The organism is Nonomuraea sp. NPDC049378 (genome assembly GCF_055586745.1).
Window position 1 is genome coordinate 279,465 of sequence record NZ_JBVJHP010000001.1, and the last position, 22,164, is coordinate 301,628.

At 72.1% G+C, this 22,164-nt stretch carries 17 protein-coding genes; 9 read left to right on the forward strand and 8 right to left on the reverse strand.

The window, feature by feature from the left end; all coding sequences use genetic code 11:
* Positions 1-171 precede the first annotated feature (171 nt).
* Complete coding sequence (locus tag ACZ6SA_RS01210) at positions 172-699, reverse strand: hypothetical protein (RefSeq protein WP_347642032.1); 528 nt, start codon at positions 697-699, stop codon at positions 172-174.
* Between the two features lie 303 nt (positions 700-1,002).
* The gene (locus ACZ6SA_RS01215; protein ID WP_465825947.1) at positions 1,003-1,638 is read right to left on the reverse strand and encodes a TetR/AcrR family transcriptional regulator; all 636 of its coding nucleotides are present in this window, start codon (positions 1,636-1,638) and stop codon (positions 1,003-1,005) included.
* Positions 1,639-1,750: 112 nt separating this feature from the next.
* Here ACZ6SA_RS01215 and ACZ6SA_RS01220 point away from each other — a divergent pair, with 112 nt between their 5' ends.
* Positions 1,751-2,359 carry an NADPH-dependent FMN reductase gene (locus ACZ6SA_RS01220; protein WP_443150555.1) on the forward strand — a complete coding sequence of 203 codons (609 nt, stop codon included), beginning with the start codon at positions 1,751-1,753 and terminating at the stop codon, positions 2,357-2,359.
* 196 nt (positions 2,360-2,555) lie between these two features.
* The gene (locus tag ACZ6SA_RS01225; RefSeq protein ID WP_465825949.1) at positions 2,556-2,693 is read left to right on the forward strand and encodes a hypothetical protein; all 138 of its coding nucleotides are present in this window, start codon (positions 2,556-2,558) and stop codon (positions 2,691-2,693) included.
* A gap of 29 nt (positions 2,694-2,722) precedes the next feature.
* Here the strand turns inward: ACZ6SA_RS01225 and ACZ6SA_RS01230 are convergent, their stop codons facing one another.
* Both ACZ6SA_RS01230 and ACZ6SA_RS01235 read right to left on the reverse strand, forming a co-directional pair.
* Positions 2,723-4,402, reverse strand: coding sequence for an acyltransferase (locus tag ACZ6SA_RS01230; protein WP_465825951.1), 1,680 nt, complete (start codon positions 4,400-4,402; stop codon positions 2,723-2,725).
* Positions 4,399-7,389: a glycoside hydrolase family 2 TIM barrel-domain containing protein gene (locus ACZ6SA_RS01235; protein ID WP_465825952.1), complete on the reverse strand. Its 2,991-nt coding sequence runs from the start codon at positions 7,387-7,389 to the stop codon at positions 4,399-4,401. Before ACZ6SA_RS01235 ends, ACZ6SA_RS01230 begins: the two co-directional genes overlap by 4 nt.
* 222 nt (positions 7,390-7,611) lie before the next feature.
* On the opposite strand from ACZ6SA_RS01235, the gene ACZ6SA_RS01240 reads away from it, so the two are divergent.
* From ACZ6SA_RS01240 to ACZ6SA_RS01260, 5 genes are read left to right on the forward strand one after another with little or no spacing between them, the layout of a single operon-like run.
* Positions 7,612-9,687, forward strand: a complete 2,076-nt coding sequence (locus ACZ6SA_RS01240; protein ID WP_465825954.1) for a beta-galactosidase — start codon at positions 7,612-7,614, stop codon at positions 9,685-9,687.
* Entirely contained in the window at positions 9,684-11,195 is a 1,512-nt protein-coding gene (locus ACZ6SA_RS01245) for an alpha-L-fucosidase (RefSeq protein WP_465825956.1), read from the forward strand. The genes ACZ6SA_RS01240 and ACZ6SA_RS01245 overlap by 4 nt, the downstream gene beginning before the upstream one ends.
* 15 nt (positions 11,196-11,210) lie before the next feature.
* A complete protein-coding gene (locus ACZ6SA_RS01250) occupies positions 11,211-13,763 on the forward strand; it encodes a family 78 glycoside hydrolase catalytic domain (protein WP_465825957.1) in 2,553 nt (850 codons plus the stop codon).
* A gap of 8 nt (positions 13,764-13,771) precedes the next feature.
* On the forward strand, positions 13,772-14,788 hold the full coding sequence (locus tag ACZ6SA_RS01255; RefSeq protein ID WP_465825958.1) for a glycoside hydrolase family protein: 1,017 nt from the start codon (positions 13,772-13,774) through the stop codon (positions 14,786-14,788).
* A 34-nt stretch (positions 14,789-14,822) separates the two neighbouring features.
* Positions 14,823-16,223, forward strand: a complete 1,401-nt coding sequence (locus ACZ6SA_RS01260; RefSeq protein ID WP_347642022.1) for a glycoside hydrolase family 28 protein — start codon at positions 14,823-14,825, stop codon at positions 16,221-16,223.
* Between the two features lie 35 nt (positions 16,224-16,258).
* Here ACZ6SA_RS01260 and ACZ6SA_RS01265 read toward each other — a convergent pair whose 3' ends face one another.
* The 3 genes from ACZ6SA_RS01265 to ACZ6SA_RS01275 form a co-directional block, all read right to left on the reverse strand.
* Positions 16,259-16,942, reverse strand: coding sequence for a hypothetical protein (locus ACZ6SA_RS01265; protein ID WP_465825960.1), 684 nt, complete (start codon positions 16,940-16,942; stop codon positions 16,259-16,261).
* 83 nt (positions 16,943-17,025) lie between these two features.
* Complete coding sequence (locus tag ACZ6SA_RS01270) at positions 17,026-18,312, reverse strand: ArsB/NhaD family transporter (protein WP_347642020.1); 1,287 nt, start codon at positions 18,310-18,312, stop codon at positions 17,026-17,028.
* 228 nt (positions 18,313-18,540) lie between these two features.
* Positions 18,541-18,999 carry a CBS domain-containing protein gene (locus ACZ6SA_RS01275; protein WP_347642019.1) on the reverse strand — a complete coding sequence of 153 codons (459 nt, stop codon included), beginning with the start codon at positions 18,997-18,999 and terminating at the stop codon, positions 18,541-18,543.
* Between the two features lie 290 nt (positions 19,000-19,289).
* On the opposite strand from ACZ6SA_RS01275, the gene ACZ6SA_RS01280 reads away from it, so the two are divergent.
* A complete protein-coding gene (locus ACZ6SA_RS01280) occupies positions 19,290-20,303 on the forward strand; it encodes a sensor histidine kinase (protein WP_347642018.1) in 1,014 nt (337 codons plus the stop codon).
* Positions 20,300-20,950, forward strand: coding sequence for a response regulator transcription factor (locus ACZ6SA_RS01285; RefSeq protein ID WP_347642017.1), 651 nt, complete (start codon positions 20,300-20,302; stop codon positions 20,948-20,950). The genes ACZ6SA_RS01280 and ACZ6SA_RS01285 overlap by 4 nt, the downstream gene beginning before the upstream one ends.
* Before the next feature lie 41 nt (positions 20,951-20,991).
* Here the strand turns inward: ACZ6SA_RS01285 and ACZ6SA_RS01290 are convergent, their stop codons facing one another.
* A complete protein-coding gene (locus ACZ6SA_RS01290) occupies positions 20,992-22,098 on the reverse strand; it encodes an NAD(P)/FAD-dependent oxidoreductase (protein WP_465825961.1) in 1,107 nt (368 codons plus the stop codon).
* Positions 22,099-22,164 lie beyond the last annotated feature (66 nt).

Below are 22,164 nucleotides of genomic sequence, written 5' to 3' on the forward strand. Positions count from 1 at the left end.
AGTTAAGCACGACAATCCGTTGTGGGCAAAGGGACTGACGTTTTGCCTACTTTAGTTCCCTTGGTGCTCATTTGACGTTCCAGACCAGACGCCCCGGGCGGGCGGCGGGAGTGCTCACCCCGGCGGCTGCCAGGCACAGAGCCGCCCGAACGACGGACCCGGCAGCTCCCATCAGGCGGCGGGCATGACGCCGAGGGCGGTCAGGAGCATCGGCACGGCCAGCAGGAGCAGCCCCAGCGCAACGGGCCCGCCCACGACGCCGAGGGCGATGACGCCCTTGCGGATCTCGAAGCGCCGCGAGTAGGAGATCGCCAGGGCGCCGAATCCGATCGCCATCAGCGTGAAGAACAGCACGTAACCGACTCCGGCCAGGGTGATCTGATCGGCCGAGCCCATCAGGCCCAGCGCCATGCCGAACGCCTGAACGACGGCGCCCAGAGCGTAGATGGACAGCAGGGCGAACGCGCTCCACAACACCACGCCCAGAACCGCCGGGGGAAGGATCGTGGGACGGTTGGCGATCGACGACAGCGCCGCACCCGCGCCCACCAGCTTCAGCACGACGACGAGCCAGTTCATCACGAGAAGGCCTGATGCGTACGCGGCGTAGGGGCCGCCGTCGAAACGGCCGGTCAGCTCGAAGATGACGTTGACGACGGCGAATCCGACGCAGCACAAGGCCACCAGCAGGGCGGTCACGACGATACGAGTGCCAGGTCGCACGGGAGCCGCGGCACGATGACGAGAGAACACGGGGGAACCCATGTGACCAGTCGACATGCGTCCTGCACATCGCGTCCTCCCCTGTGAGGGTGAATTGCCGGCCAGGTCTCCCCCTGCGGTGGGAGGGTTGCGTCCACGGGAGTGGTGTACGAGTTCGGCCTGGTCACAGGCGCGAAGCAGATCGAGACCGACGACCCCGACATGTTGCGATCCATGGTGAAGACCATGGCCGAAGCGATCCCAGGTCCGGGCCGGCGGCGTGGGAGGTCTGGCTTCCCGTCATGGCTGGTGTCCGCGGACGAACACGGCCACACCCTCGGCGATCCATGCCGCGCGCTCGGTGGCTGACACGGGCGAGGCCGGCGGGCCCGGGAGGGCCGAGACGAGTCGGGAAAAGTGCACCGCGGCGCGCTCGGCATCGGCGATGCGCAGCAGTCCGGCCTCAGCCCACCCGGCGAAGATCCGGGACAGTTCGGCGCGGACCCGTCCGGCACCGGCCTGCCACCACTCGGCGATGACGTCGGTGCCCAGGTGCCCGGCCTCGGCGCGGACCTGGCCGATCAGGGCCCGGTGCGCGGTGGAGTGCGGGATGCCGGCCAGCCAGTCGCCGGCGTCGTCGAGCCAGTCCAGGGCGAATGCCCGTAGTGCCGACTCGACCTCCTCTGCGGTCTCCACAGGTGAGAGGTGACGGTCGATGAGTGCGATCTCAGCCTCAGCGACCCGGCCTGCCGAATCCACGATCACAGCGGCGAAGACTGCGGGCTTGTCGGCGAAGTGCTTGTAGATCGTGCGCGTCGAGACCCCCGACGCGGTCGCGATCGCATCGATGCTCGCCCGCGCGAAACCGTCGCGAGCGAAGACCTCAAGGCCTCCGGCCATGATCGCCTCGTGCTTCGCCGGCCGCAGCCTGCTCACTGGCTCGCCGGGCGCATCTGCCTCTGGACTCACGATGACTCCTCGTTCTTTCGGGGCCGTTGCACTGCTGTAAAGTCGTCGTTGTACTTTACCATCTGATCGAGGAGAACCCATGCCCCGCATCGCCGTCATCATCGGCAGCACCCGCACCCACCGCCGCGGCAAGGCCGTGGCCGACTGGACCCTGACCACCGCCCGCAAGGCCGCCCCCGAGGGGGTCGAGCTGGAGCTGGTCGACCTGGCCGACTTCGACCTCCCTGTCCTCGACGAGCCCGCCTCGGGCGCCTGGGGCGTCTACGCCCACGACCACACCAAGCGCTGGTCCGAGACTGTCGCCTCCTTCGACGGGTATCTGATCGTCACCCCTGAGTACAACCACGGGGTTCCCGGTCCGTTGAAGAACGCACTGGACTACCTGTACTACGAGTGGAACCACAAGGCGATCGGGTTCGTCAGCTACGGGACCGTCGGCGGCGTGCGCGCCGTGGAGCAGCTGCGCCAGATCGCCGCCGACTTCAAGCTCGCCGACGTCGCCGCCCAGGTCACGCTCAACACCTTCACCGACTTCGACTACACCGGCATCGACATCACCGAACCCACCGTCACCGGCGTCTTCGCCCCGGCAGAGCGCCACGCCGGTGACCTGGCGAAGCTGGTGGAGGAGGTCACCGTGTGGAGCCGGGCCCTGGCTCCGGTGCGCGACGCGACGACCGAGGCCTGACCACACGTCCCAGCGGCGCGGCCGACTCTCATGCACACCACACCCGAAGACGCCGGCGACGAGGAGGGCGGGCGGGAGGCCGACTCGTCGGTGTTCCCGCCGGCCACGCGCTACACGGGCACGTCGTTCAGCTTCCAGCTCTCCGGCATCATCGGGCGGCATCGCGCCCTTCGCCACGACCGCGCTGTTCAACGGGGTGGACTCGTGGCTGCCCGTCGCGTTGTACGGGGGGCTCGCGGCCGTCATCAGCATCGTGTGCGTGATCGCCGACCGCACCCACGACCAGCTGACCTCCGATGCCAGGACGACCGCCACGCTGCCGGGCCGGCAGTGATGCGCGGGACGAGCCGCCGGAATGGCGTGTCAGCGGTTCGGGAGGTGGATCGCCGGTTCGGGGCGGTGGATGCCCCGGGGGCGGTAGCCGAGGGCGCCGGAGAGGCCCAGGTGGTCGGCGAGGAGCCAGATGATGGCGAGCCACATCTCCGTGCCCTGCAGGCCGGGCACGCGGGCCGCGCCGGTGCCGCCGGTGAGGGCGAAGCTGAGGCCCGCGCCGTCCTGCCAGCCGCCCAGCGCGCGGCGCAGGTGCCGCCGGGCCCACGCCTCGCCCTCCTCGCGGCGGTGCGCCGTCTGCCTGCCCGCCAGCCACAGCGGGTGGATGACGTCGAGCACGTTGCAGGCGTTGCCGGTGTCCCCGTGGAAGTAGCGGGGGTCTCGGGCGTGGGCGAGCACGGTGTCGACGGCCCGCTCGGGGTACGGCAGCGGCATCCCGAACTGCGCGTACGTGCCCCTCGTGAGCCGGTAGAAGCCGTTGACCACCATCAGCCAGCCGGCGTCGGAGTCCGGTTCGCCCCACATGCCGTGGCTCTGCCGGCAGCGGGTGAGCAGCCAGCCGTACAGGGTCTCGAGGTCGCCGCGCAGGCCGAAGCCGGCGAGGTTGCGGTAGAGGCCGGTGCCGACGGCGTCCACCACCGAGCCCGATGTCCATGCCTCGCGGTCCCAGTCGAGGGCGTCGAGCGCGGCGGTCAGGTCCTTGCCGGCGAGGTCGTGGACGGCGTGCACGGGGTGCCGGAAGCCGGTGCCGAGCAGGTCGAGCGCGTAGCCGGCGCAGAGCACGTGGTAGGCCGTGACACCCTCCAGCTCCGGGCCGGCGCCTCCCGGGTCCGTCGAGCCGGGAGCGCCGGAGTCCTCCGCCCCCACCCGTTCCGGCGAGCCGGGCGCGCCGATCTCCGGGATCAGGCCGGTGGCGGGGTCCTGGCGGTCGCGCAGGAAGGCGACGATCTCCTCGCGCGCGGGCACCGGCGGCGGGCCGCCGAGGAGCAGGTCGGCGATCTCCACGGCGTCGCACCAGGCGCGTACGGTGGGCGGGGCGTCCGGGCGGTCGACGTACCGCTCGCCCGTCCAGCAGCGGGCCAGCACCGCCTCGGCCTGGTCCCTGGCGCGGTCGGCGAAGGCGGCGAGCAGCCCTTCCAGGTCGTCCCCCTGACGTGTCCCCGTGCGGCGGTCGCGGATGGGGCGGGCCGGGTTGCCGGCGACCATGGCCCAGGCGGGCACGTCCTTGGTGACGACCGCGCCCGCGCCGACGACGGCGTGGTCGCCGATGGTGACGCCGTCGAGGACGACGACGTTGGAGCCGATCCACACGTCGTCGCCGATGGTGATGCCCTTCGAGCTGATCGGCTGGCGGAACACCGGCCGGTCGGGCTCGACGCCGTGGTTGAAGCCGAGCAGGGACGTGTGGGCGCCCACGCGTACGGCGTCGCCGAGCACGACGCGGCCCCGCGCCACGGCGTACGGGTTGAGCGTGCAGTCGTCGCCCATGACGAGGGTGTCGGTGACGTAGGCGTGGGCGGCGATGTAGCTGTGGTCGCCCATGCGCAGGCGGTCGGCGTGCACGGCCGCCAGCGGGGAGACGAAGACCTTCTCCGCGGCCTCGACGGTGATCCTGGCGCGCAGCCCGGCCAGGTGGTCCTCCTGGGCGCGGCGGTCCTCGTCGGTCGCGTGGTCCCAGTACAGCCACGGGCAGAAGTCGAACTTCGACGTCATCGGTAACTCCTTCGCGAGGGCTCTGGGGAGCTCAGCGTCATCGACCAGGTGAAGCGGCGGACCGGCAGCCGGTACCGCTCGGGCAGGGCGGGGCCGCAGGAGGCGCTGCCGAGGCCCTGCTGTCCGTGGTCCAGGTTCAGCCAGACCCGGCCGGAGTCGGCCAGGTCGTGCGGGTGGAGCGCGGCGGCCAGCGCCTCGCTGGTCCACCGGCGGGCGGTGAAGTCGAGGAGCGGCTCGCCGTCCACGCGCACCGCCGGCAGGCCGTCGCCCGACAGTTCCAGCCAGCGGGTCTCGACGTGGTTGCCGTTCTCCTGCGGGAAGACGTACGGGGTCTGAAGGTCGTCGATCGGCCGGGCGAAGCGGCCGACGCGGGCGGCGGCCAGGCTGTCGGCGTACGACTCGCCGGGGCCGCGGCCGAACCACGCGACGTCGGTGTAGCCGCCGGGGAGGGCGAACCTGGCGCCCATGCGCGGCGGGGTGACGGTGAGGTGGCCGTAGGCGGTGTCGTGCCAGTCGCCGACGGGTTCGGCCTCGATCGTCAGGTGGAGCGCGCCGTGGCCCCATCGCCAGGTGTACGTGGTGCGGAAGCCCAGGGTACGGGTGGCCGGGCCGCTGCGGCCGCGCACCACGAGCGTGCGGTCGTCCGGGCGTTCGACGCTCGCGGTGCGGTGCAGGAACCGGTCGAGGCCGACGGCCTCCCAGTCGGCGGCGAGCGCGTTCCTGGGGCCCTGGCCGCGGTCGTTCTCGGTGGGTGCCCGCCACACGTCCAGCACCGGCCCGTCGAGCTCGGCGTCGCCCAGCCCGATCAGCCGCCCGGTCCTCGCGTCGAACGCGGCCCCGCCCAGGGTCACCACCCCGGCCGCGGAGGGGGGAACGCTCGCGGACCGGGCGTGAGGGCGGCGGTGGGAGGCGTTGCCGAGCCGGGCCTGGGTCCAGGCGATGACGTGGCCGGCGGGCGCCCAGCGGGCCGGGGCGGCGAGCGACGCCTCGACGGTGAGCCAGGTCTCGCCCTCCGCGCCCGCCTCCGCGCCCGCCTCCGCGCCCATCTCCACGGCGGGAAGGGGAACGCGCACCGTCTCGCGGGCCGGGCAGTGCGGCACCGAGAGCGTCCCGCCGTCCCGGGGCTCGCCGTCCACCTCCGCGGACCAGCGGAACGACAGGTGGGCCAGGTCGATCAGGTCGTGCTTGTTGGTGACCGCCACCTCGCCCGCGACCGTGTCCACCGCGATCCCCACGGGCGCGATGGCCGCGCGCAGCTCGGCCAGGCCCGGCGAGGGCGTGCGGTCGGGGAACAGCAGCCCGTCCAGGCAGTAGCGGCCGCCGTTCGGCTGGTAGTCGATGTCGCCGCCGTGCCGGTGGCAGGGGCGGCCGTGCTCGTCGGTCCCGGCCAGCCCGTGGTCGATCCACTCCCACACGAACGCGCCGCAGAACCGCTCGTACGACTCCAGGATCGTCTGGTAGTCCGCCAGTGAGCCGGGCCCGTTGCCCATGGCGTGGGCGTACTCGCACAGCAGGAACGGCAGCCCGCGCCGCCGCACGTCGTCGGGCGACTCCGCGCTCACCCCGTCCGGCGTCTCCTCCTTGCGCTGCCCGATCCGCTCCAGGTCGTCGAGTGACGGGTACATCAGGCTGTAGAAGTCGGAGTGGCGGTAGCTCGGGTCGCGCTCGTAGTGCAACGGCCGGGTGGGGTCGCGCTCGCGGATCCAGCGTTCGATGTCGCCGAACGCCGCCCCGCTCCCGCTCTCGTTGCCGAGCGACCAGATGACCACGCTGGGATGGTTCTTGTCGCGCTCGACCATCCGCCGGGCGCGGTCGAGCAGGGCGTCGCGCCACATCGGCTCGGCGGGCGGGTTGCCCTCCCAGCCGGAGTAGATGAAGCCGTGCGTCTCGATGTCGCACTCGTCGACGACCCACAGGCCGTATTCGTCGCACAGCCGCAGGAACTCGGGGTGCGGCGGGTAGTGGGCGGTGCGGACGGCGTTGACGTTGTGCCGCTTCATCAGCTCGATGTCGCGGATCATGGTGGCGCGGTCGAGCGAGCGGCCGCGTACCGGGTCGTGCTCGTGCCGGTTGACGCCGCGGAAGAGCACCGGCCTGCCGTTGACGAGCAGCCGGCCGCCGGCGATCTCGACGGTCCTGAAGCCGACGGGCAGGTCGATCGTCTCGCCGGCGGCGCGCAGGGTGCCGCGGTAGAGGCGGGGGTGTTCGGCGCTCCACGGCTCGACGTGCGCGACCGTGACCTCTTCGCCCGTGGGCACGGCGATGCCGAGCTCGGGGATCTCGACCAGGCCCGGGGCGTCGGCGGTGACCAGGAGCGCTCCGGAGCCGGTGGCGGCGTCGTAGGAGGCCCGGACGGTGAGGTCGTCGACGCCGCCCTCGGGTCTGGCCAGCAGCTCCACGTCGCGGAAGATGCCGGGCAGCCACCACATGTCCTGGTCTTCCAGGTAGCTGCCGGACGACCACCGCTGCACGCGTACGGCGAGCAGGTTGCCGCCGGCCCGCACGAGCCCCGTGACGTCGAACTCGAACGGCAGCCTGCTGCCCTTGGAGTGCCCGAGCAGTTCGCCGTTGAGCCACACCGTGCCGCAGGAGTCGACGCCCTGGAACCGCAGCACGGTCCGGCCTGCGGGCCAATCCGGGGGCCAGTACGGGGGCCAGTACGGGGGCAGGTCGAAGCGGAGCCGGTAGTCGCCGGTCGGGTTGTCGTCGGGCAGGTGGGGCGGGTCGATGGGGAACGGGTAGGCGGTGTTGGTGTAGAGGGGCCGGTCGTGCCCTTCCAGCACCCAGTGCGACGGCACCCTGATCGTGTCCCAGCCGCTGTCGTCGAGCGCCGGGTCGGGCAGCGCGGGCCCCGTTCCGGCGGCGGTGCCCGAGAGGCGGAAGCGCCACAGGCCGTTGAGCGACAGGCGCGGCGCGTCGGAGACGAAGTCCGCGCGCGCCGCCCGCCGCCCGGAACCGGGCCCGGGGTCCTCGTGGAAGTCGACCATCCGAACGTCCCTCCGTGAGACAAAACGTTTTAAGCCTATATGCGGCGTTCCGCCGGCACCATCCCTCTCTTGCCTTCGATGATCTGCCGTCCGGACACGGGCCACAGGAAACGGGACAGCAACGAAGCACCCTTAGGGCATTGACATGAGGGCGTGAATAAATATATCATCTGGTAAATCGTTTTAAGATCGCCATTGGTCCGTCACGACCTCGGGGAGCTCATGACTCCACCGCCCCCCACCCGCAGCCCCGGCATCCGATTCGGCACGGCCTACTATCCCGAATACCTCCGCGCCCCCGATCCCCAGCGCGACCTCGACCTGATGGCCCAGGCGAAGATCGACACCATCCGCGTCGGCGAATCCGTCTGGTCCACCTGGGAGCCCCGCGACGGCGAGTTCGACCTCGACTGGCTGACGCCGGTCCTGGACGCGGCGCACGAGCGCGGCATCGGCGTGCTGCTGGGCACCCCCACGTACGCCATCCCGCCCTGGCTGCAGCGCAAGCACCCCGAGCTGGCCGTCGTGCGCGCCGGCGGGGCCCGCATCCCGTGGGGCGCGCGCCAGGAGGTCGACTTCACCTCGCCGGCCTTCCTGCGCCACGCCGAGCGCGTCATCCGCGCCGTCGTCGGCCGGCACGGCGGCCACCCCGCCGTGATCGGGATCCAGCTCGACAACGAGCCGGGACTGCACCTCATCCACAACGAGCCGGTGTTCGAGCGGTTCACGGCCTGGCTCGCCGAACGGTACGGCGACGCCGGACGGCTGAACGAGGAATGGGGGCTGGCGTACTGGTCGCACCGCCTGGGCGACTGGGCCGAGCTCTGGCGCCCCGACGGCAACACCACCCCTTCGTACGACCTCGCGTGGCGGCGCTTCCAGGCCGAGCTCACCACCCGGTTCATCGCCTGGCAGGCCGAGCTCGTGCGGGAGCTGGTGCCCGGCGACCGCGCGCTCACCACGTGCCTGGCCTACCAGCGGCCGGCCCTGGACGACGTACGGCTGTCCGAGCACCTGACCGTCACCAGCGGGAACGCCTACTACCTGGCGCAGGACGCGCTGACGCGCGACGCCGAGGACCGGCCCGCCGAGATCGGCTGGTTCGCCGCCGGGCCCGACGCGCTGTTCCAGGCGGCCGACCGCATGTACGGCTCCAAGCAGCGCCGCTACTGGGTCACCGAGACGAACGCCTCGTCGATCGCCGGATCCCAGCTCAACGTCACGCCCTACGACGGCCAGCTCCGCCAGGCGGCCTGGGCGCTGGTCGCGCGCGGCGCGGAGATGATCTCGTACTGGCACTGGAACACGCTGCACGACGGCGCCGAGACGTACTGGGGCGGCATCCTCGGGCACGCCATGACGCCGGGCCGGATCTACGACGAGATCGCGGCGCTGGGCGCGGAGCTCGACCGGGCGGGCGACGACCTCGCCGGGCTCACCCCCGACGCCGACGCCGGGTTCCTCCACTCTCCCGACAGCAAGTGGGCGCTGGCGTTCCAGCCGCCGCTCACGCTCGACGGGCGCACCCCCGACCGCGACGCCTACGAGCGGATCGTCGCGGCGTTCTACCAGGGGGCGAGCGACGCGGGGCTGCAGGCGGGCTTCGTGACGCCCGAACAGTTCGGGGCCCGGCGCTTCCCCGTCGTGGTGGCGCCCGCCCTCTACTGCCTGTCCGACGCGACGGCGGAAGCGCTGGCCGCATACGTGCGCGACGGCGGGCACCTGGTGCTGACCTTCCGCACCGGGTACGCCGACGAGGAGGCGCGGGCGCGGGCCGAGGTGGCGCCGGGGCCGCTGCGCGAGCTGGCCGGGGTGCGCTACCTGGAGTACTCGACGCTGCTCGACCCCGTTCCCGTGCGCGGGCTCGGGGAGCAGGGGGTGGCCCGCCATTGGGCGGACGCGCTGGAGCTGGAGGGCGCCGAGGAGCTGGCCCGTTACGAGCACCACCACTTCGGCCGCTGGCCCGCCGTCACCGAGCACCGCGCCGGGCGCGGCACGGTGACCTATGTCGGCACCCTGCCCGGGAGGGAGCCGGCGGCGGCCCTGTTCCGGCGCATCGCCGCGCGGGTCACCGCCGGGGCGTCCCCCGCCCTCATCTCTGCCGGGGCGCAGCCGCAGGTCACCGTGCGCACCGCGGTCAACGCGCGCGGCCGGCGGCTGTGGTTCGCGCACAACTGGTCGGAGCGCGAGCGCGCGGTGACGGTGACCCGGCCGGCCGTCGAGGTCACCGGCCGGCGCCAACCGATAGAACCGGGCCCGCTCCGGCTGGCCCCCTTCGACGTACGGGTGATCACATGAACGGTTTCCTGCCGGACTGGCAGTCGTTGCGCGGCCACAGCGTGCCCGCGTGGTTCGGTGAGGCGAAGTTCGGCATCTGGTCGCACTGGGGCCCGCAGTCCGTGGCCCGCTCCGGCGACTGGTACGCCCGCCACCTCTACGGCATGCAACCCTGGTCGGAGCCGTGGGAACGCGGGCGCGCCGGGCGCCAGCACGCCCACCACCGCGCCCACTTCGGCCCCACCCGTCCCGGCAGGGGCGGCGCCAAGGATCTGTTCCACCGGTGGCGCGCCGAGCGCTTCGACCCGGACGAGCTGATCGACCTGTACGTCTCCAGCGGCGCCCGCTACTTCGTCGCCCTGGCCACCCACTGCGACAACTTCGACCTGTGGGACTCCCGGCAGCACGACTGGACCGCCGCCCGCGTCGGCCCCCGCCGTGACATCGTCGGCGCGTGGGAGCGCGCGGCCCGCGCCGCCGGGCTGCCCTTCGGCCTCAGCTTCCACCACAACTGGACGTGGCGCTGGCTCGACGTGGCGCACGGGAACGACCCCGAGACGGGCGAGCCGTACGACGGGGCGCTGACCAGGGCCGACGGCGCCGGCACCTGGTGGGACGGCCTCGATCCCGCGACCCTCTACCCGCAGCGGCACGACCCGGGAGCCCGGCCGCCCGCGCACGTCGCCGAGCGCTTCTACGCCCGGGTCGGCGAGGCGCTCGACCGCTACCGTCCTGACCTGGTCTATCTCGACGACGGCCGGCTGCCGTTCGACGCGGGCAGCGTGGTGGAGTCGGAGCCGGTCAGCACGGCCGGGCTGGAGCTGCTGGCCCGCTACTACAACACCTGCCCGACCGGCGGCATCGTGACGATCAAGGACGTGCCGGACGCCGACCGCACCGCGGTGGTCATGGACTGTGAGCGCCGCCAGCTCGACGAGGCCCAGCCCCACCCGTGGCAGTTCGACACCAGCGACGGCGAGTGGTTCGACTGCGCCGACGACGGCCCGCTGTTCCATCCGCGCAAGACCCCGCAGCAGATCATCCACACGCTGATCGACGTGGTCAGCAAGAACGGCTGCCTGCTGCTGAACATCCCCCAGCACGCCGACGGCACCGTCGACGCCCGCGCCCGCGCGCTCCTGGCCGAGGTGGGCGGCTGGCTGCGGGTCTGCGGCGAGGGCGTCTACGGCACCACGCCCTGGCTGCGCGCGAGCGAGGGCACGACGGGACTGGGCGAGGTCAAGGGCTACGAGGGCTACAACGAGGCCGAGCGCCCGTACCGGCCGGGCGACATCCGCTTCACCCGCAAGGGCGAGGCCGTGTACGCCACCCTGCTCGCCTGGCCGGACGACCGTACGGCGAGGATCGCCGGCCTGGGCACCGCGGCGGGGTTGCTGGAGCGCCGCCCCGCCGCCGTGGAGCTGCTCGGCCACGGCCCCGTCGGCTGGCGGCTGGCCCCCGACGCCCTCTACGCCGACCTGCCGCCGGAGCCGCCCACCACGGCCGCGTACATGATCAAAGTCACCTGAGGAGCCCCTGTCTTGGTGAGCAACCTGCGAACGTGCGACCTGACCGACCCTCTCGGCATCGAGATCACCCGACCCCCGCTGAGCTGGCAGCTGACCGGCGCCCTCGCGCAGACCGGCTACCACGTGCAGGCGGGCACCGCGGAGGGAGCGGCCGACCTGTGGGACACCGGCGAGGTCGAGTCCGCCGGGCAGCGCGTGACGTACGGCGGCGCCGAACCGCCGAGCCGGGCCGTCGTGCACTGGCGGGTGCGGGTCCGCGACGCCGGCGGCGCGTGGTCCGCGTGGAGCCCCGGCGCGCGCTTCGAGACGGGGCTGCTCGACGCGGACGACTGGACGGCCTCCTGGATCACCCACCCCGGCTGGCACGACCCGGGCAACCCGCGCGCCGGCGAAGGGCTCCCGCTGCCGCTGCTGGCCGGGGAGTTCACCGTGGCGGGGCCGGTCGCGCGGGCCCGGCTGCACGTCGCGGGGCTCGGCGTCTACGTGGCGTCGGTGAACGGCCGGCCGGTGACGGACGCCGTGCTGGAGCCGGCGTACACCGACTTCACCCGGCGGGTGGCGTACGCGACGCACGACGTGACGGCGCTGCTGCGCGAAGGCGCGAACGCGGTCGGGATCGCGCTGGGCCCCGGCATCGCGCACGTGTACCCGCACCAGGACCGCTACATGAAGTTCTACGGCTCCAAGGGCGCGCCGAAGGCGATCGCGCAGCTGGAGGTGGACTACGCCGACGGGTCGTCGCGCACGTTCGGCACCGGGCCTGACTGGCTGGCCACCGAGGGCCCGACCACGCGCTCGCACTGGTTCGGCGGCGAGGACCACGACGCCCGCCTGGCCGTCGCCGGGTGGGACACGCCGGGCGCCGACCGCTCGCGCTGGCAGCCGGTGACCGTGCCGGACGAGCCGGGCGTCTCGCTGCGCGCGCGGGCCTGCCCGCCCATCCGGGTCACGGAGACGCTGCCCGCCGTGGAGAAGCTGGTCGCCAAGGACGGCACGGCGGTGTTCGACGTCGGCACGGTCGTCGCCGGCTGGGCCGAGCTCCGGCTCGACCTCCCGGCCGGGCGCTACCTGCGGCTGCTGCCGGGCGACCAGCTCGACGGCTTCGGCCGCGTGGTCCAGTCGAAGCCCACGACGGGCGCGCCGATCTTCAACACGTACGTCACCACGGACGGCCCGCAGACCTGGCACCCGAGCTTCCGCTACGACGGTTTCCGCTACGTCGAGGTGCAGGGCCTGCCCGAGCACGTCGGACCCGAGGCGGTGGCGGCGCTGGTGCTGCGCGCGGACAACACGCCCACCGGGGTGTTCGAGACGTCCGACCCGCTGGTCAACGACATCCACCGGATCATCGACCGCGCGGTGCGGGGCAACATGTACAGCGTCCTGACCGACTGCCCGCACCGGGAGAAGCTGGGCTGGCTGGAGCAGACCCACCTGCTCTTCGACGTCGTGGCCTACAACTACGACGTGGCCGCCTACTATCGCGAGCTGCTGGTCACGATCGCCGAGGCGCAGACCGGCGACGGGCTGGTGCCGGACATCGCGCCCGAGTACGTCGTGTTCGACGGCCCCTTCAGGGACGACCCCAACTGGGGCGGCGCGATGGTGCGCGTGCCGTGGCAGCTCTACCGCTGGTACGGCGACACGTCGGCGATGGAGCGCCACTACGACGCGATGCGCCGCTACGTGGACTATCTCACCGGGCGGTCGGAGGACGGCATCCTCGGCCACGGGCTCGGCGACTGGCTCGCCCCCGACTCCGGCACGCCCGTGCCGCTGGTGTCGACGTGGGGCTACTGGCAGGCCGCCCGCACGATGGCGCGCGCCGCCGGCGTGCTCGGCCGCGACGACGACGCCGCGCGTTACGGCGCGCTGGCGGAGGGGATCGCGGCCGCGTTCACCCGTGCCTTCTCCGGCGGGTTCGGCAAGGCCACCCAGGCGTCGGAGGTCCTGGCGCTCGACATGGGCGTCGTGCCCGGCGACCTCGTCCCCCAGATGCTCGACCAGGTGAGCGAGGCCGTGCGCGCCGGCGGCATCACGGTCGGCGAGGTCGTGCTGCCCGCGCTGTTCCGGGTGCTGTCCCGGGCCGGACGGCACGACGCGCTGTGGGAGTTCGCCGTCTCCACGAGCAACCCGAGCTACGGCTACCAGGTCAGGCACGGCGCCACGGCGCTCACCGAGGCGTGGGACGGTCCGACGCGCGGGCTGTCGCAGAACCACTACATGCTCGGCGCGATCGACTCCTGGTTCTACCGGGGTCTCGGCGGCATCGGGCAGGCGCTCGGCTCGAACGGCTTCCGCCGGCTGCTGATCGAGCCGGCCACGCCCGGCGACCTGAAGGCGGTGCGGGCGGGCACCGCGACGCCCTACGGGAGGGTCGCGGTGTCGTGGGAGCGGCGCGACGGCGGGTTCGCGCTCGACGTGGAGGTCCCGCCCGGCTCGTCGGCCGAGGTGCGGCTGCCGGACCTCGGCCTGCCCCGGCACATCGCCCCCGAGGGGGCCGTCGCGCTCGGCGGCCGCTCCTACGAGGTGCCCGCCGGACGCTGGACGTTCGGGGCGGGCCGATGAGCGGGCCGATGAGCGGGCCGGGGAGCGGGACGGCGAACGCGTACGACCCGGCGCGCGTGAGGACCCCGTACAAGGCCGGCCGGCTGCTGGTCGAGCCGTCGCGCGAGCCAGGCCGCTTCGACAGCCTCTTCGTGGACTGCCCGTTCGTGTGCTCCGACGGCGGCGAGTACCTGATGACGTACGTCGGCTTCGACGGGACCGGCTACCAGACCGCGCTGAGCCGCTCGCCGGACCTGGAGTCGTGGAGCCCCGGCGAGGTGATCCTGCCGCGCGACCCCGCGCACCCCCACCGGCGCCACAACGCGGCGCTCACGTCGATCGTGCGCGACAACCGGCTGGGCTCCGCCGGCCAGGTGACCTGGCTGGACGGCCGGGCGCTCGCCACCTACCACGCCTACCCGGAGGCCGGCATGGAGGTGGGAGCCGGCGTCATCGGCTTCCTGACCAGCGACGACCTGCGTACCTGGAAGGACACCGGCGCGGTGCTGCGCCCGCAGGACGGCGGCGCCTGGGAGCGCGGCGGCCTGTACAAGTCGTGGCTGCTGCGCCACGACGGCCTCTACTACTGCTTCTACAACGCCAAGAACCGCACCTACGGCGGCTGGCGCGAGCAGATCGGCTACGCCGTCTCCCCCGACCTCGAACGCTGGGAGCGGCCCAGCCCCGAGCCGGTCGTGCCGCACGGCGGCGAGGGAGCCTTCGACGAACGGTTCGCCTCCGACCCGTGCGTGCTGCGCGACGGCGACTGGTGGGTGATGTTCTACTTCGGGCTCTCCTTCGACGGGCACGCCCGCGAGAGCTACGCGGTCTCCCGCGACCTGCGCAGCTGGCACAAGAGCGGCGAGATCCTCGTCGACGTGGGCCCGGCCGGGTCGGTGGACGAGACGTACGCGCACAAACCCGCCGTCGTCTCGCGGGACGGCCGGCCGTACCACTTCTACACGGCGGCGCGGCGCTGCGAGCCGTACCAGGTCGGCGAGCACACGCAGGTGGAGAGGCGGGGCATCTCGATGGCCCGCGGCTAGTGGAAAGACGATGAGAAGCAGACGGAGGACTTCGATGGACCAGTTACGCAGAAGGTTGCTGGCCGGCGCCGTGGGCGGCGTGCTGGCCGCCGGGGTGGCCGGCCGTGCGGACGCCGCCCTGGCCACCGGCGCCGACCCGGCCGCCGCGGCGTGGAGCCGGGTGCCGCGGATCAGACGGCGCATCAAGCCGCCGCGCTTCCCCCGCCGCACCTTTCCGATCACCGACCACGGGGCCGCCGGCGACGGGGACACCACGTGCACCCAGGCCTTCCGTGACGCGATCGCGGCCTGCTCGGCGGCGGGCGGGGGGCGTGTGCTGGTGCCGGCGGGCACGTACCTGACGGGCGCGATCCACCTGGCCGACGACGTCGAGCTGCACCTGGAGGCGGGGGCGACGATCAAATTCAGCCGTGACCCCGCCGACTACCTGCCCGTCGTGCACACCCGGTACGAGGGCATCGAGCTGATGAACTACTCCCCGTTCATCTACGCCCACGGCAGGACCAACGTCGCGATCACCGGCGACGGCGTCATCGACGGCCAGGCAGACGCCGAGCACTGGTGGGACTGGTCGAGCGACCCGCCCCCCACGGAGGGCCCGGACAAGAAGCTGCTCGCGAGCATGGCCGAGGAGGGCGTGCCGGTCGCGGAGCGGGTGTTCGGCGAGGGCCACCACCTGCGGCCGAACCTGATCCAGCTCTACCAGTGCCGCAACGTGCTCATCGAGGGTGTCACCGTCAAGGACTCCCCGATGTGGAACATCCACCCGGTCCTGTGCACGAACGTGACCGTCCGCGACGTCACCGTGGACAGCCCGCACGGCCCGAACAACGACGGTTGCGACCCCGAGTCCTGCGTGGACGTGCTCATCGAGCGGTGCGAGTTCAACACGGGCGACGACTGCGTGGCGATCAAGGCGGGCAAGAACGCCGACGGCCGCCGGGTGGACGCGCCGTCCACGAACGTGCTCGTGGACTCGTGCGTGATGCGCGACGGCAACGGCGGGGTGACCATCGGCAGCGAGACCACCGGCGGGGTGAGCTGGGTGTTCGCGTGGAACTGCACGATGAGCAGCGCCCGCCTGGAGCGGGCGGTGCGCATCAAGACCAACCCCGAGCGCGGCGGGTACGTCAGGGACGTCTACGTCAAGGACATCACCGTGGGCCAGGCGGCCGACGCGGTCATCGAGGTGGCGCTCAACTACGAGAACAAGCACACCGGCCCCTACTTCCCCGACGTCGGCAGGATCGACATCCGGCGGCTGCGGGCCGGGCGGGCGCCCCGGGCGTTCTCCCTCATCGGCAACCCGGGCAACCCGATCAAGGGCTTGCGGGTGACGAACAGCGTGTTCGAGGAGATGGCGGAGGACGACGTGGTGACCGACGTGACGGGCCTGGTGCTGCGGAACGTGTGGGTCAACGGCAGGCGCGTCTAACGACGGGGGCCACATGAGCTGGGGCACGCCCCTGCTCATGTGGCCCTCGGGCCGGTGATTCCCGTGGAGCCCGTCCCGAGGCCAGTGGACGGACCTGCGGACGGACCCGCGGTCAGGCCCGTGGTGGGGCCGCGGCCGAGGAGCAGCACGCCGAGCCAGATGAGCGCCATGCCCACCGCCACCAGCGCCGAGTCGCGGCCCGTCTGGAACGTCGCCACCGCCATCACGGCCACCCCGACGACGGTGACGCCGGCGCCCACGGGGGTGACCCGGCGCAGCGCGGCCAGGATGACGGCCAGCGCCACGAGGGCGGCGTAGAACAGTTGCGCGCCCGCCGAGTAGACCAGCGCCTCGACCCCTGGGTAGCCCTTCACCTGCTCGAGAAGCGCCCGCATGGCCGCTCCGTCCACGGCGGTGAAGCCCGCGAACAGGTCGATGGCCAGCTGGACGACGTTGGCGGCGACGCTGAGCAGGGCCGCCGCCACGGCGACGTCCACCGCCGCGCGCCGCCCGCCCGTCAGGGGCCCGGCCACGCCGCGCAGCGCCGGCGCCATGACGCCGAACATCGCGAAGCCGACCAGCCAGACCGCGTGAGCGGCCGTCCACCAGGGGCCTGGCACGAGGTCGCCGTCGATGGGGCGCATGAGGAGCCAGCCGCCGAGCAGGGCGGCCGGCCCGACGGTGAAGGACGCCTGGGCCAGGCGGTTCGCAGGGTTCATGGGGATCACGATGCCCCTTCGCGCCTGGCCGGCCCATCAGTGATCGTCCCTGATTTCACCCTGGCCCGTCCTCGGGGACGGGCTCAGGTGAAGTAGCGCAGCCAGACGTACAGCCAGGCCATCGCCGTGCTGAGGACGGTGACGACGATCCCGTACCGGGTGAACTGCCAGAAGCTGATCTTGTGTCCGGTGCGGGCGGCGATGCCGATGGCGACCACGTTGGCGCTGGCGGCGACCGCGGTGCCGTTGCCGCCGAAGTCGGCGCCCAGGGCGAACGCCCACCACAGGGCCTGGCCGGTCTGCGGGTCGGGGACCTGCGCGACGACGCCCTCCACGATGGGGGCCATCGTGGCGACGTACGGGATGTTGTCGAAGAACGCGCCCAGCGCGCTGGAGCCGAACAGCAGGGACGTGGCGGCGAGGAAGTAGTTGTCGCCCAGCACGTCCACGGCCCAGGTGCCGATCGCCTCGATCACCCCGGTGTGGCCGAGGCCCGCGACCATGACGAACAGGCCCATGAAGAACACCAGCGTGGGCCACTCGACCTCGCTCAGCGTGTCGTGCACGTTCGAGCGGGACACCAGCAGCATCACTCCGGCTCCCACCAGGGCGACGATCGACGGCTCGATGTGCACCACGGCGTGCAGCCCGAACGCGACGACGACGCCGGCGAGCACGACCAGGCACCGGACGAGCAGCCGCGGGTCGGTGATGGCCCGCCGCTCCTGCAGCGCCATGACCGCGGCGACGTGCTCCTCGTGGTACTGGAACGAGTTGCGGAACAGCACCCGGGTGAACAGCACGAACACCACGAAGATGATCACCACGATGGGCGCCATGTGCATGAGGAAGTCGTTGAAGGTCAGGCCGGCGCGGCTGCCGATGATGATGTTGGGCGGGTCGCCGATGAGCGTCGCCGCGCCGCCGATGTTGGAGGCGAGGACCTCGGCGATGAGGTACGGCTGCGCGGGAATGTTCAGCCGGTTGCACACCACCACGGTGACCGGCGCGACCAGCATGATGGTGGTGACGTTGTCCAGGAAGGGCGAGGCCACCGCGGTGATGATCATCAGCATGACCATCAGCCGGTAGGGCCGGCCGCGCGATCGTTTGGCGGCCCAGATCGCGAGATAGTCGAAGAGCCCTGTCTGCTTGATGATCCCGACGATGACCATCATGCCGAAGAGCAGGAAGATGACGTTCCAGTCGATGCCCTCGTGTTCGGAGAAGAACACCTCGGCGCCGGGGATGAGGCCGGTCACGGCCATCAGCCCGGCGGCGATGAGCACCACCTTGACCTTGTCGACCTTCTCGGTGGCGATGAAGAAGAACGCCACCGTGAAGATCCCGAGCGCGAAGAAGGCGCTCATCCGTCATGCCCTGGCGGCACGGCCTGGTCGCAGGCGAAGGGTGCGGGCGCGGAACATGACGGCGTCAAGGGTTGCCGGCAGAACATGGTGATGGCCTCCGAAGGGAGCGCGGAAAACGAGGCGGAAAAAGCGGGCACGAGAAGGGGCAACGGAAAGGTGAACACGCGGCAGCGGGACGTGGCCGGTGGCACACGCCCGAGGGGGGAGCGGTTCGGTCGGTTCGGGCGGTCAGTCGTCCGGGTCGGAGAGCGCGAGGCTGGTGAGCAGCCGTTCCAGGGTGATGGCCCCGCTGAGCGTGCCGTCGGCGGCGACGACCGCGATGATCGGGCTGCGCAGCCTGGCCATGAGGGCGGCCATCTCGAGCAGCGTCGCGTCCTGTGGCACGGTCGCGGGGACGGCTGGTCGCACCGGCAGGCAGTCACCCACCGTCATATCTCCCAGCTCGCCCCAGAACAGGTCGGCGTGGGCCTCGTCCACCGTCCGGCAGAGCGCGGGATCCTCCTGGTACGCGCCGGGTACCGCGAGCCGCAGAACCTGCGTGCCGGGAAGCACGCTCCAGGGTCGGCCGGCGTCGTCGACGACGATCAGGCCGGGCATCCGCCCCAACGCCATGAGCCGCACGGCTTTCGTCACCGGGTCGCGGACCGTGACGGTCGGCAGGTTCACGGCGATGGTACTGGCTCGCATGGCATCTTCCGGTTCGGGGGCGTGACCGGGCGTTCCCGGTGGGGTCACGGCGTCAATGCCGGGCGTGGTGTGGTGCATGTCGCTGACTCCAATCCGGCTCCACCTCAGTCTTGTGGCCGGGCGCCTCCCGCCACCATCGGGTCTGGCACCCATATGAGCCGGGGTAGAACGTGTAGCAGCGGCCCTGACAATTGGGAGGCGGGCCGGATGGACATTGGCACCCAGGGCAAGCAACCTGACGGGATGGACCACCATGCCGAGCCGAGCCTCGTCAGTGCGAGGCTGGGAAGATGACCGAGCGTACCGACCGGCAGGCGGCCATGGCCGCGCCACGTCCGCCTGCGCAGGCGCTGTTCCGGCGGCTGTTCGTGATCAACGGGCTGGTCTACGCGGTGGGGACACTGGTGCTGGCGGTCTCGCCGGCCACGGTGTCGTCGCCTGTCGTGCTGGCCGAGGTGCCGGTGCTGCTGGTGGGGCTGGCCCTGATGCTGGCCGCCAACGGGCTGCTGCTGCGCCGCAGCCTGGAGCCGCTCGACGCGCTGACGACGCTCATGAAGCGGGTCGACCTGCTGCGCACCGGCGACCGGCTGGCCGGCAGCGGCAACAGCGACCTGGCTCACCTGATCGACACGTTCAACGCGATGCTCGACCGGTTGGAGGCGGAGCGCAGCGCGAGCAGCGCGCACGCGCTGGCCGCCCAGGAGGGCGAGCGCCAGCGCATCGCCCGCGAGTTGCACGACGAGATCGGCCAGAGCCTGACCGTGGTGCTGCTGGGCCTCAAGCGGGTGGTCGACCGCGCCCCCGCCGGGCTCAAGGACGAGCTGCGCGACGTCCAGGAGAGCGTGCGCGCCAGCCTCGACGAGGTGCGCCAGGTCGCCCGCAGGCTGCGCCCCGGCGTGCTGGAGGACCTCGGCCTGCACGCCGCGCTGAGCGCGTTGAGCAGCGACCTCTCGCAGAGGAGCGGCATCAGGGTGATCCGCACGATCGATCCGGATCTGCCCGATCTGGGGGCTGACGTGGAGCTCGTGCTCTACCGGATCGCCCAGGAGAGCCTCACGAACATCGCCAGGCACGCCGGTGCCACCCGCGCCGAGCTCTCCCTGACCACGGACGGTCGCAGGCTGGCCCTGCGCATCACCGACAATGGCCGGGGAGGCGTGTCCCGGGAGGGTGCCGGGATCCGGGGCATGCGCGAGCGTGCCCTGCTCATAGGCGCCCGTCTCGTCATCGACTCCCCGCCAGGCGATGGCACGTGCGTGCGCCTGGTCGTCCCGGACATCGTGAATCGGAGCCTCCACCCGTGAACAAGACCCGGATCCTGCTGGCCGATGACCACTCCCTGGTCCGTCAGGGACTGCGGCTGATCCTCAACGCCGAGCCCGACCTGGAGGTGGTCGCCGAGGCCGCCGACGGCGCCGAAGCGGTCGCCGCGGCCTCGGACGACGCGGTCGACCTGGCCATTCTCGACATCGCGATGCCGCGCATGACGGGCCTGCAGGCGGCCCGCGAGATCTCCAGGCGCGCACCCGGCATCCGCATCCTCATCCTGTCGATGTACGACAACGAGCAGTACTTCTTCGAGGCGCTCAAGGTCGGCGCCTCGGGCTACGTGCTCAAGTCGGCCGCCGACCAGGACCTCCTGGAGGCCTGCCGGGCCACGATGCGCGGCGAGCCGTTCCTCTACCCCGGTGCGGTCACCGCGCTCATCCGCGACTACCTGCAGCGTGACCGCGAGGGCGAGCGCATGCCCGAGAGCATCCTGACGCCCAGGGAGGAGGAGATCGTCAAGCTGATCGCCGAGGGCAATTCGGCGAAGGACATCGCCGAGACGCTGGTCATCAGCGTGAAGACCGTCGACCGGCACCGCGCGAACATCCTGCAGAAGCTCGGCATGCGCGACCGGCTCGACCTGACCCGCTACGCCATCAGGGCCGGCCTCGTCGAGCCGTGAGGCCGGCCGCGCGCGGGGCGGGCGCCGGCGATCGGCGCGTGTCAGGCGGGGCGGGCGTCGAACAGCGCGGCGGCCCGCTCGACCAGCATGCTGCGCCCCTTGATCTCGGAGGCCGTCTCGGGGCCGACGATGCCGTCCTGCCCGGGCAGCTGCCCGGCGCCGCCCTCGGGCCCGAGCGGGACGAGGATCACCGTCGGCTGCTTCTCGTAGGCGGCCGGCTCGCCCTCACCGGTGATCAGCGTACGGAGGTTCGCCGCGAGGAGCTCGCCCTGGGCTCCGGCGAACGCGGCCATGTCGCGGTCGGCGTCGGAGATGTCGCCGATCGCGAAGACCCGGTCGTGGCCCTGGACGCGCAGGTGCTCGTCCACCCGCACCTGTCCCCGCCCGTCAAGGGCGAGCGCGAGTGAGCCGCGCAGGTAGTCCGTGCGCGGCGTCGCGCCGAAGCAGCGGAACCAGATGTCGGCGGTCATCTTGTCCCCCGCCTCCGTGGCGATCGCGACGGGCGCGGCGGTGGCGGGGGCCACGTCCGGGAGCTCGCGCAGCCTGCTTCCGAGCCTGAGCTCGATGCCGAGGGCGTCCAGCTGCCTGCGCAGCTCGTCGCGGAGCTCCTGGCCGAACGGGCCCGGCAGGATGTCGGGTGCCGCGTCGGCGAGGGTCACGTGCTTGCCGGGGAAGAACGCCTTGATCTCCCCGGCGAGTTCGAGACCGGCCGGTCCCGCGCCGATCAGCAGCACCCGCTCCGCGCCGCGCAGGGCCTCGTGCGCGTCGCGCACCCGGGTCTTGGCCGCCTCCGTGTCGGGTTCCTCCATCTTGGCGGGGAACGGGTACGACGAGCCCGTCGCGAGGACCAGGTAGTCGGGCTCAAGGGTGCGGCCCGAGGCGAGCGTCACCCGGCGGCCGTCCGCCGCCACGGCGCGATCACGCAGGTGTCGCCCGTGCGCCAGCAGGCGGCTGTAGGGCATGAAGATCTCGTCCAGCCACTGCGGCTCGACCAGCGCCCGCCATGACGCGACGTTGTGCACGAACGACTCCGACGGGTCGACCAGGGTCACGTCGGCCACGTCGTCGAGCAGCTTGGCCACCTTGTGGCCGCCGTAACCACCGCCGAGGATCACGACGCTCGGGCGCGTGACGGCACTCTCCACCATGACATCTCCTTGCTTGAGAGTTACTATGAATCGAGCTGTCGCTACAGTAAACATACTCGCTAGGAA

Coding starts and splice junctions, on each gene's coding strand:
- ACZ6SA_RS01220 (WP_443150555.1), top strand. CDS start 1,751: ATGCCCCGCATCGCCGTCATCATCGGCAGCACCCGCACCCACCGCCGC.
- ACZ6SA_RS01230 (WP_465825951.1), bottom strand. CDS start 4,402: ATGACGTCGAAGTTCGACTTCTGCCCGTGGCTGTACTGGGACCACGCG.
- ACZ6SA_RS01235 (WP_465825952.1), bottom strand. CDS start 7,389: ATGGTCGACTTCCACGAGGACCCCGGGCCCGGTTCCGGGCGGCGGGCG.
- ACZ6SA_RS01240 (WP_465825954.1), top strand. CDS start 7,612: ATGACTCCACCGCCCCCCACCCGCAGCCCCGGCATCCGATTCGGCACG.
- ACZ6SA_RS01245 (WP_465825956.1), top strand. CDS start 9,684: ATGAACGGTTTCCTGCCGGACTGGCAGTCGTTGCGCGGCCACAGCGTG.
- ACZ6SA_RS01255 (WP_465825958.1), top strand. CDS start 13,772: ATGAGCGGGCCGGGGAGCGGGACGGCGAACGCGTACGACCCGGCGCGC.
- ACZ6SA_RS01260 (WP_347642022.1), top strand. CDS start 14,823: ATGGACCAGTTACGCAGAAGGTTGCTGGCCGGCGCCGTGGGCGGCGTG.
- ACZ6SA_RS01265 (WP_465825960.1), bottom strand. CDS start 16,942: ATGAACCCTGCGAACCGCCTGGCCCAGGCGTCCTTCACCGTCGGGCCG.
- ACZ6SA_RS01270 (WP_347642020.1), bottom strand. CDS start 18,312: ATGAGCGCCTTCTTCGCGCTCGGGATCTTCACGGTGGCGTTCTTCTTC.
- ACZ6SA_RS01275 (WP_347642019.1), bottom strand. CDS start 18,999: ATGCGAGCCAGTACCATCGCCGTGAACCTGCCGACCGTCACGGTCCGC.
- ACZ6SA_RS01280 (WP_347642018.1), top strand. CDS start 19,290: ATGACCGAGCGTACCGACCGGCAGGCGGCCATGGCCGCGCCACGTCCG.
- ACZ6SA_RS01290 (WP_465825961.1), bottom strand. CDS start 22,098: ATGGTGGAGAGTGCCGTCACGCGCCCGAGCGTCGTGATCCTCGGCGGT.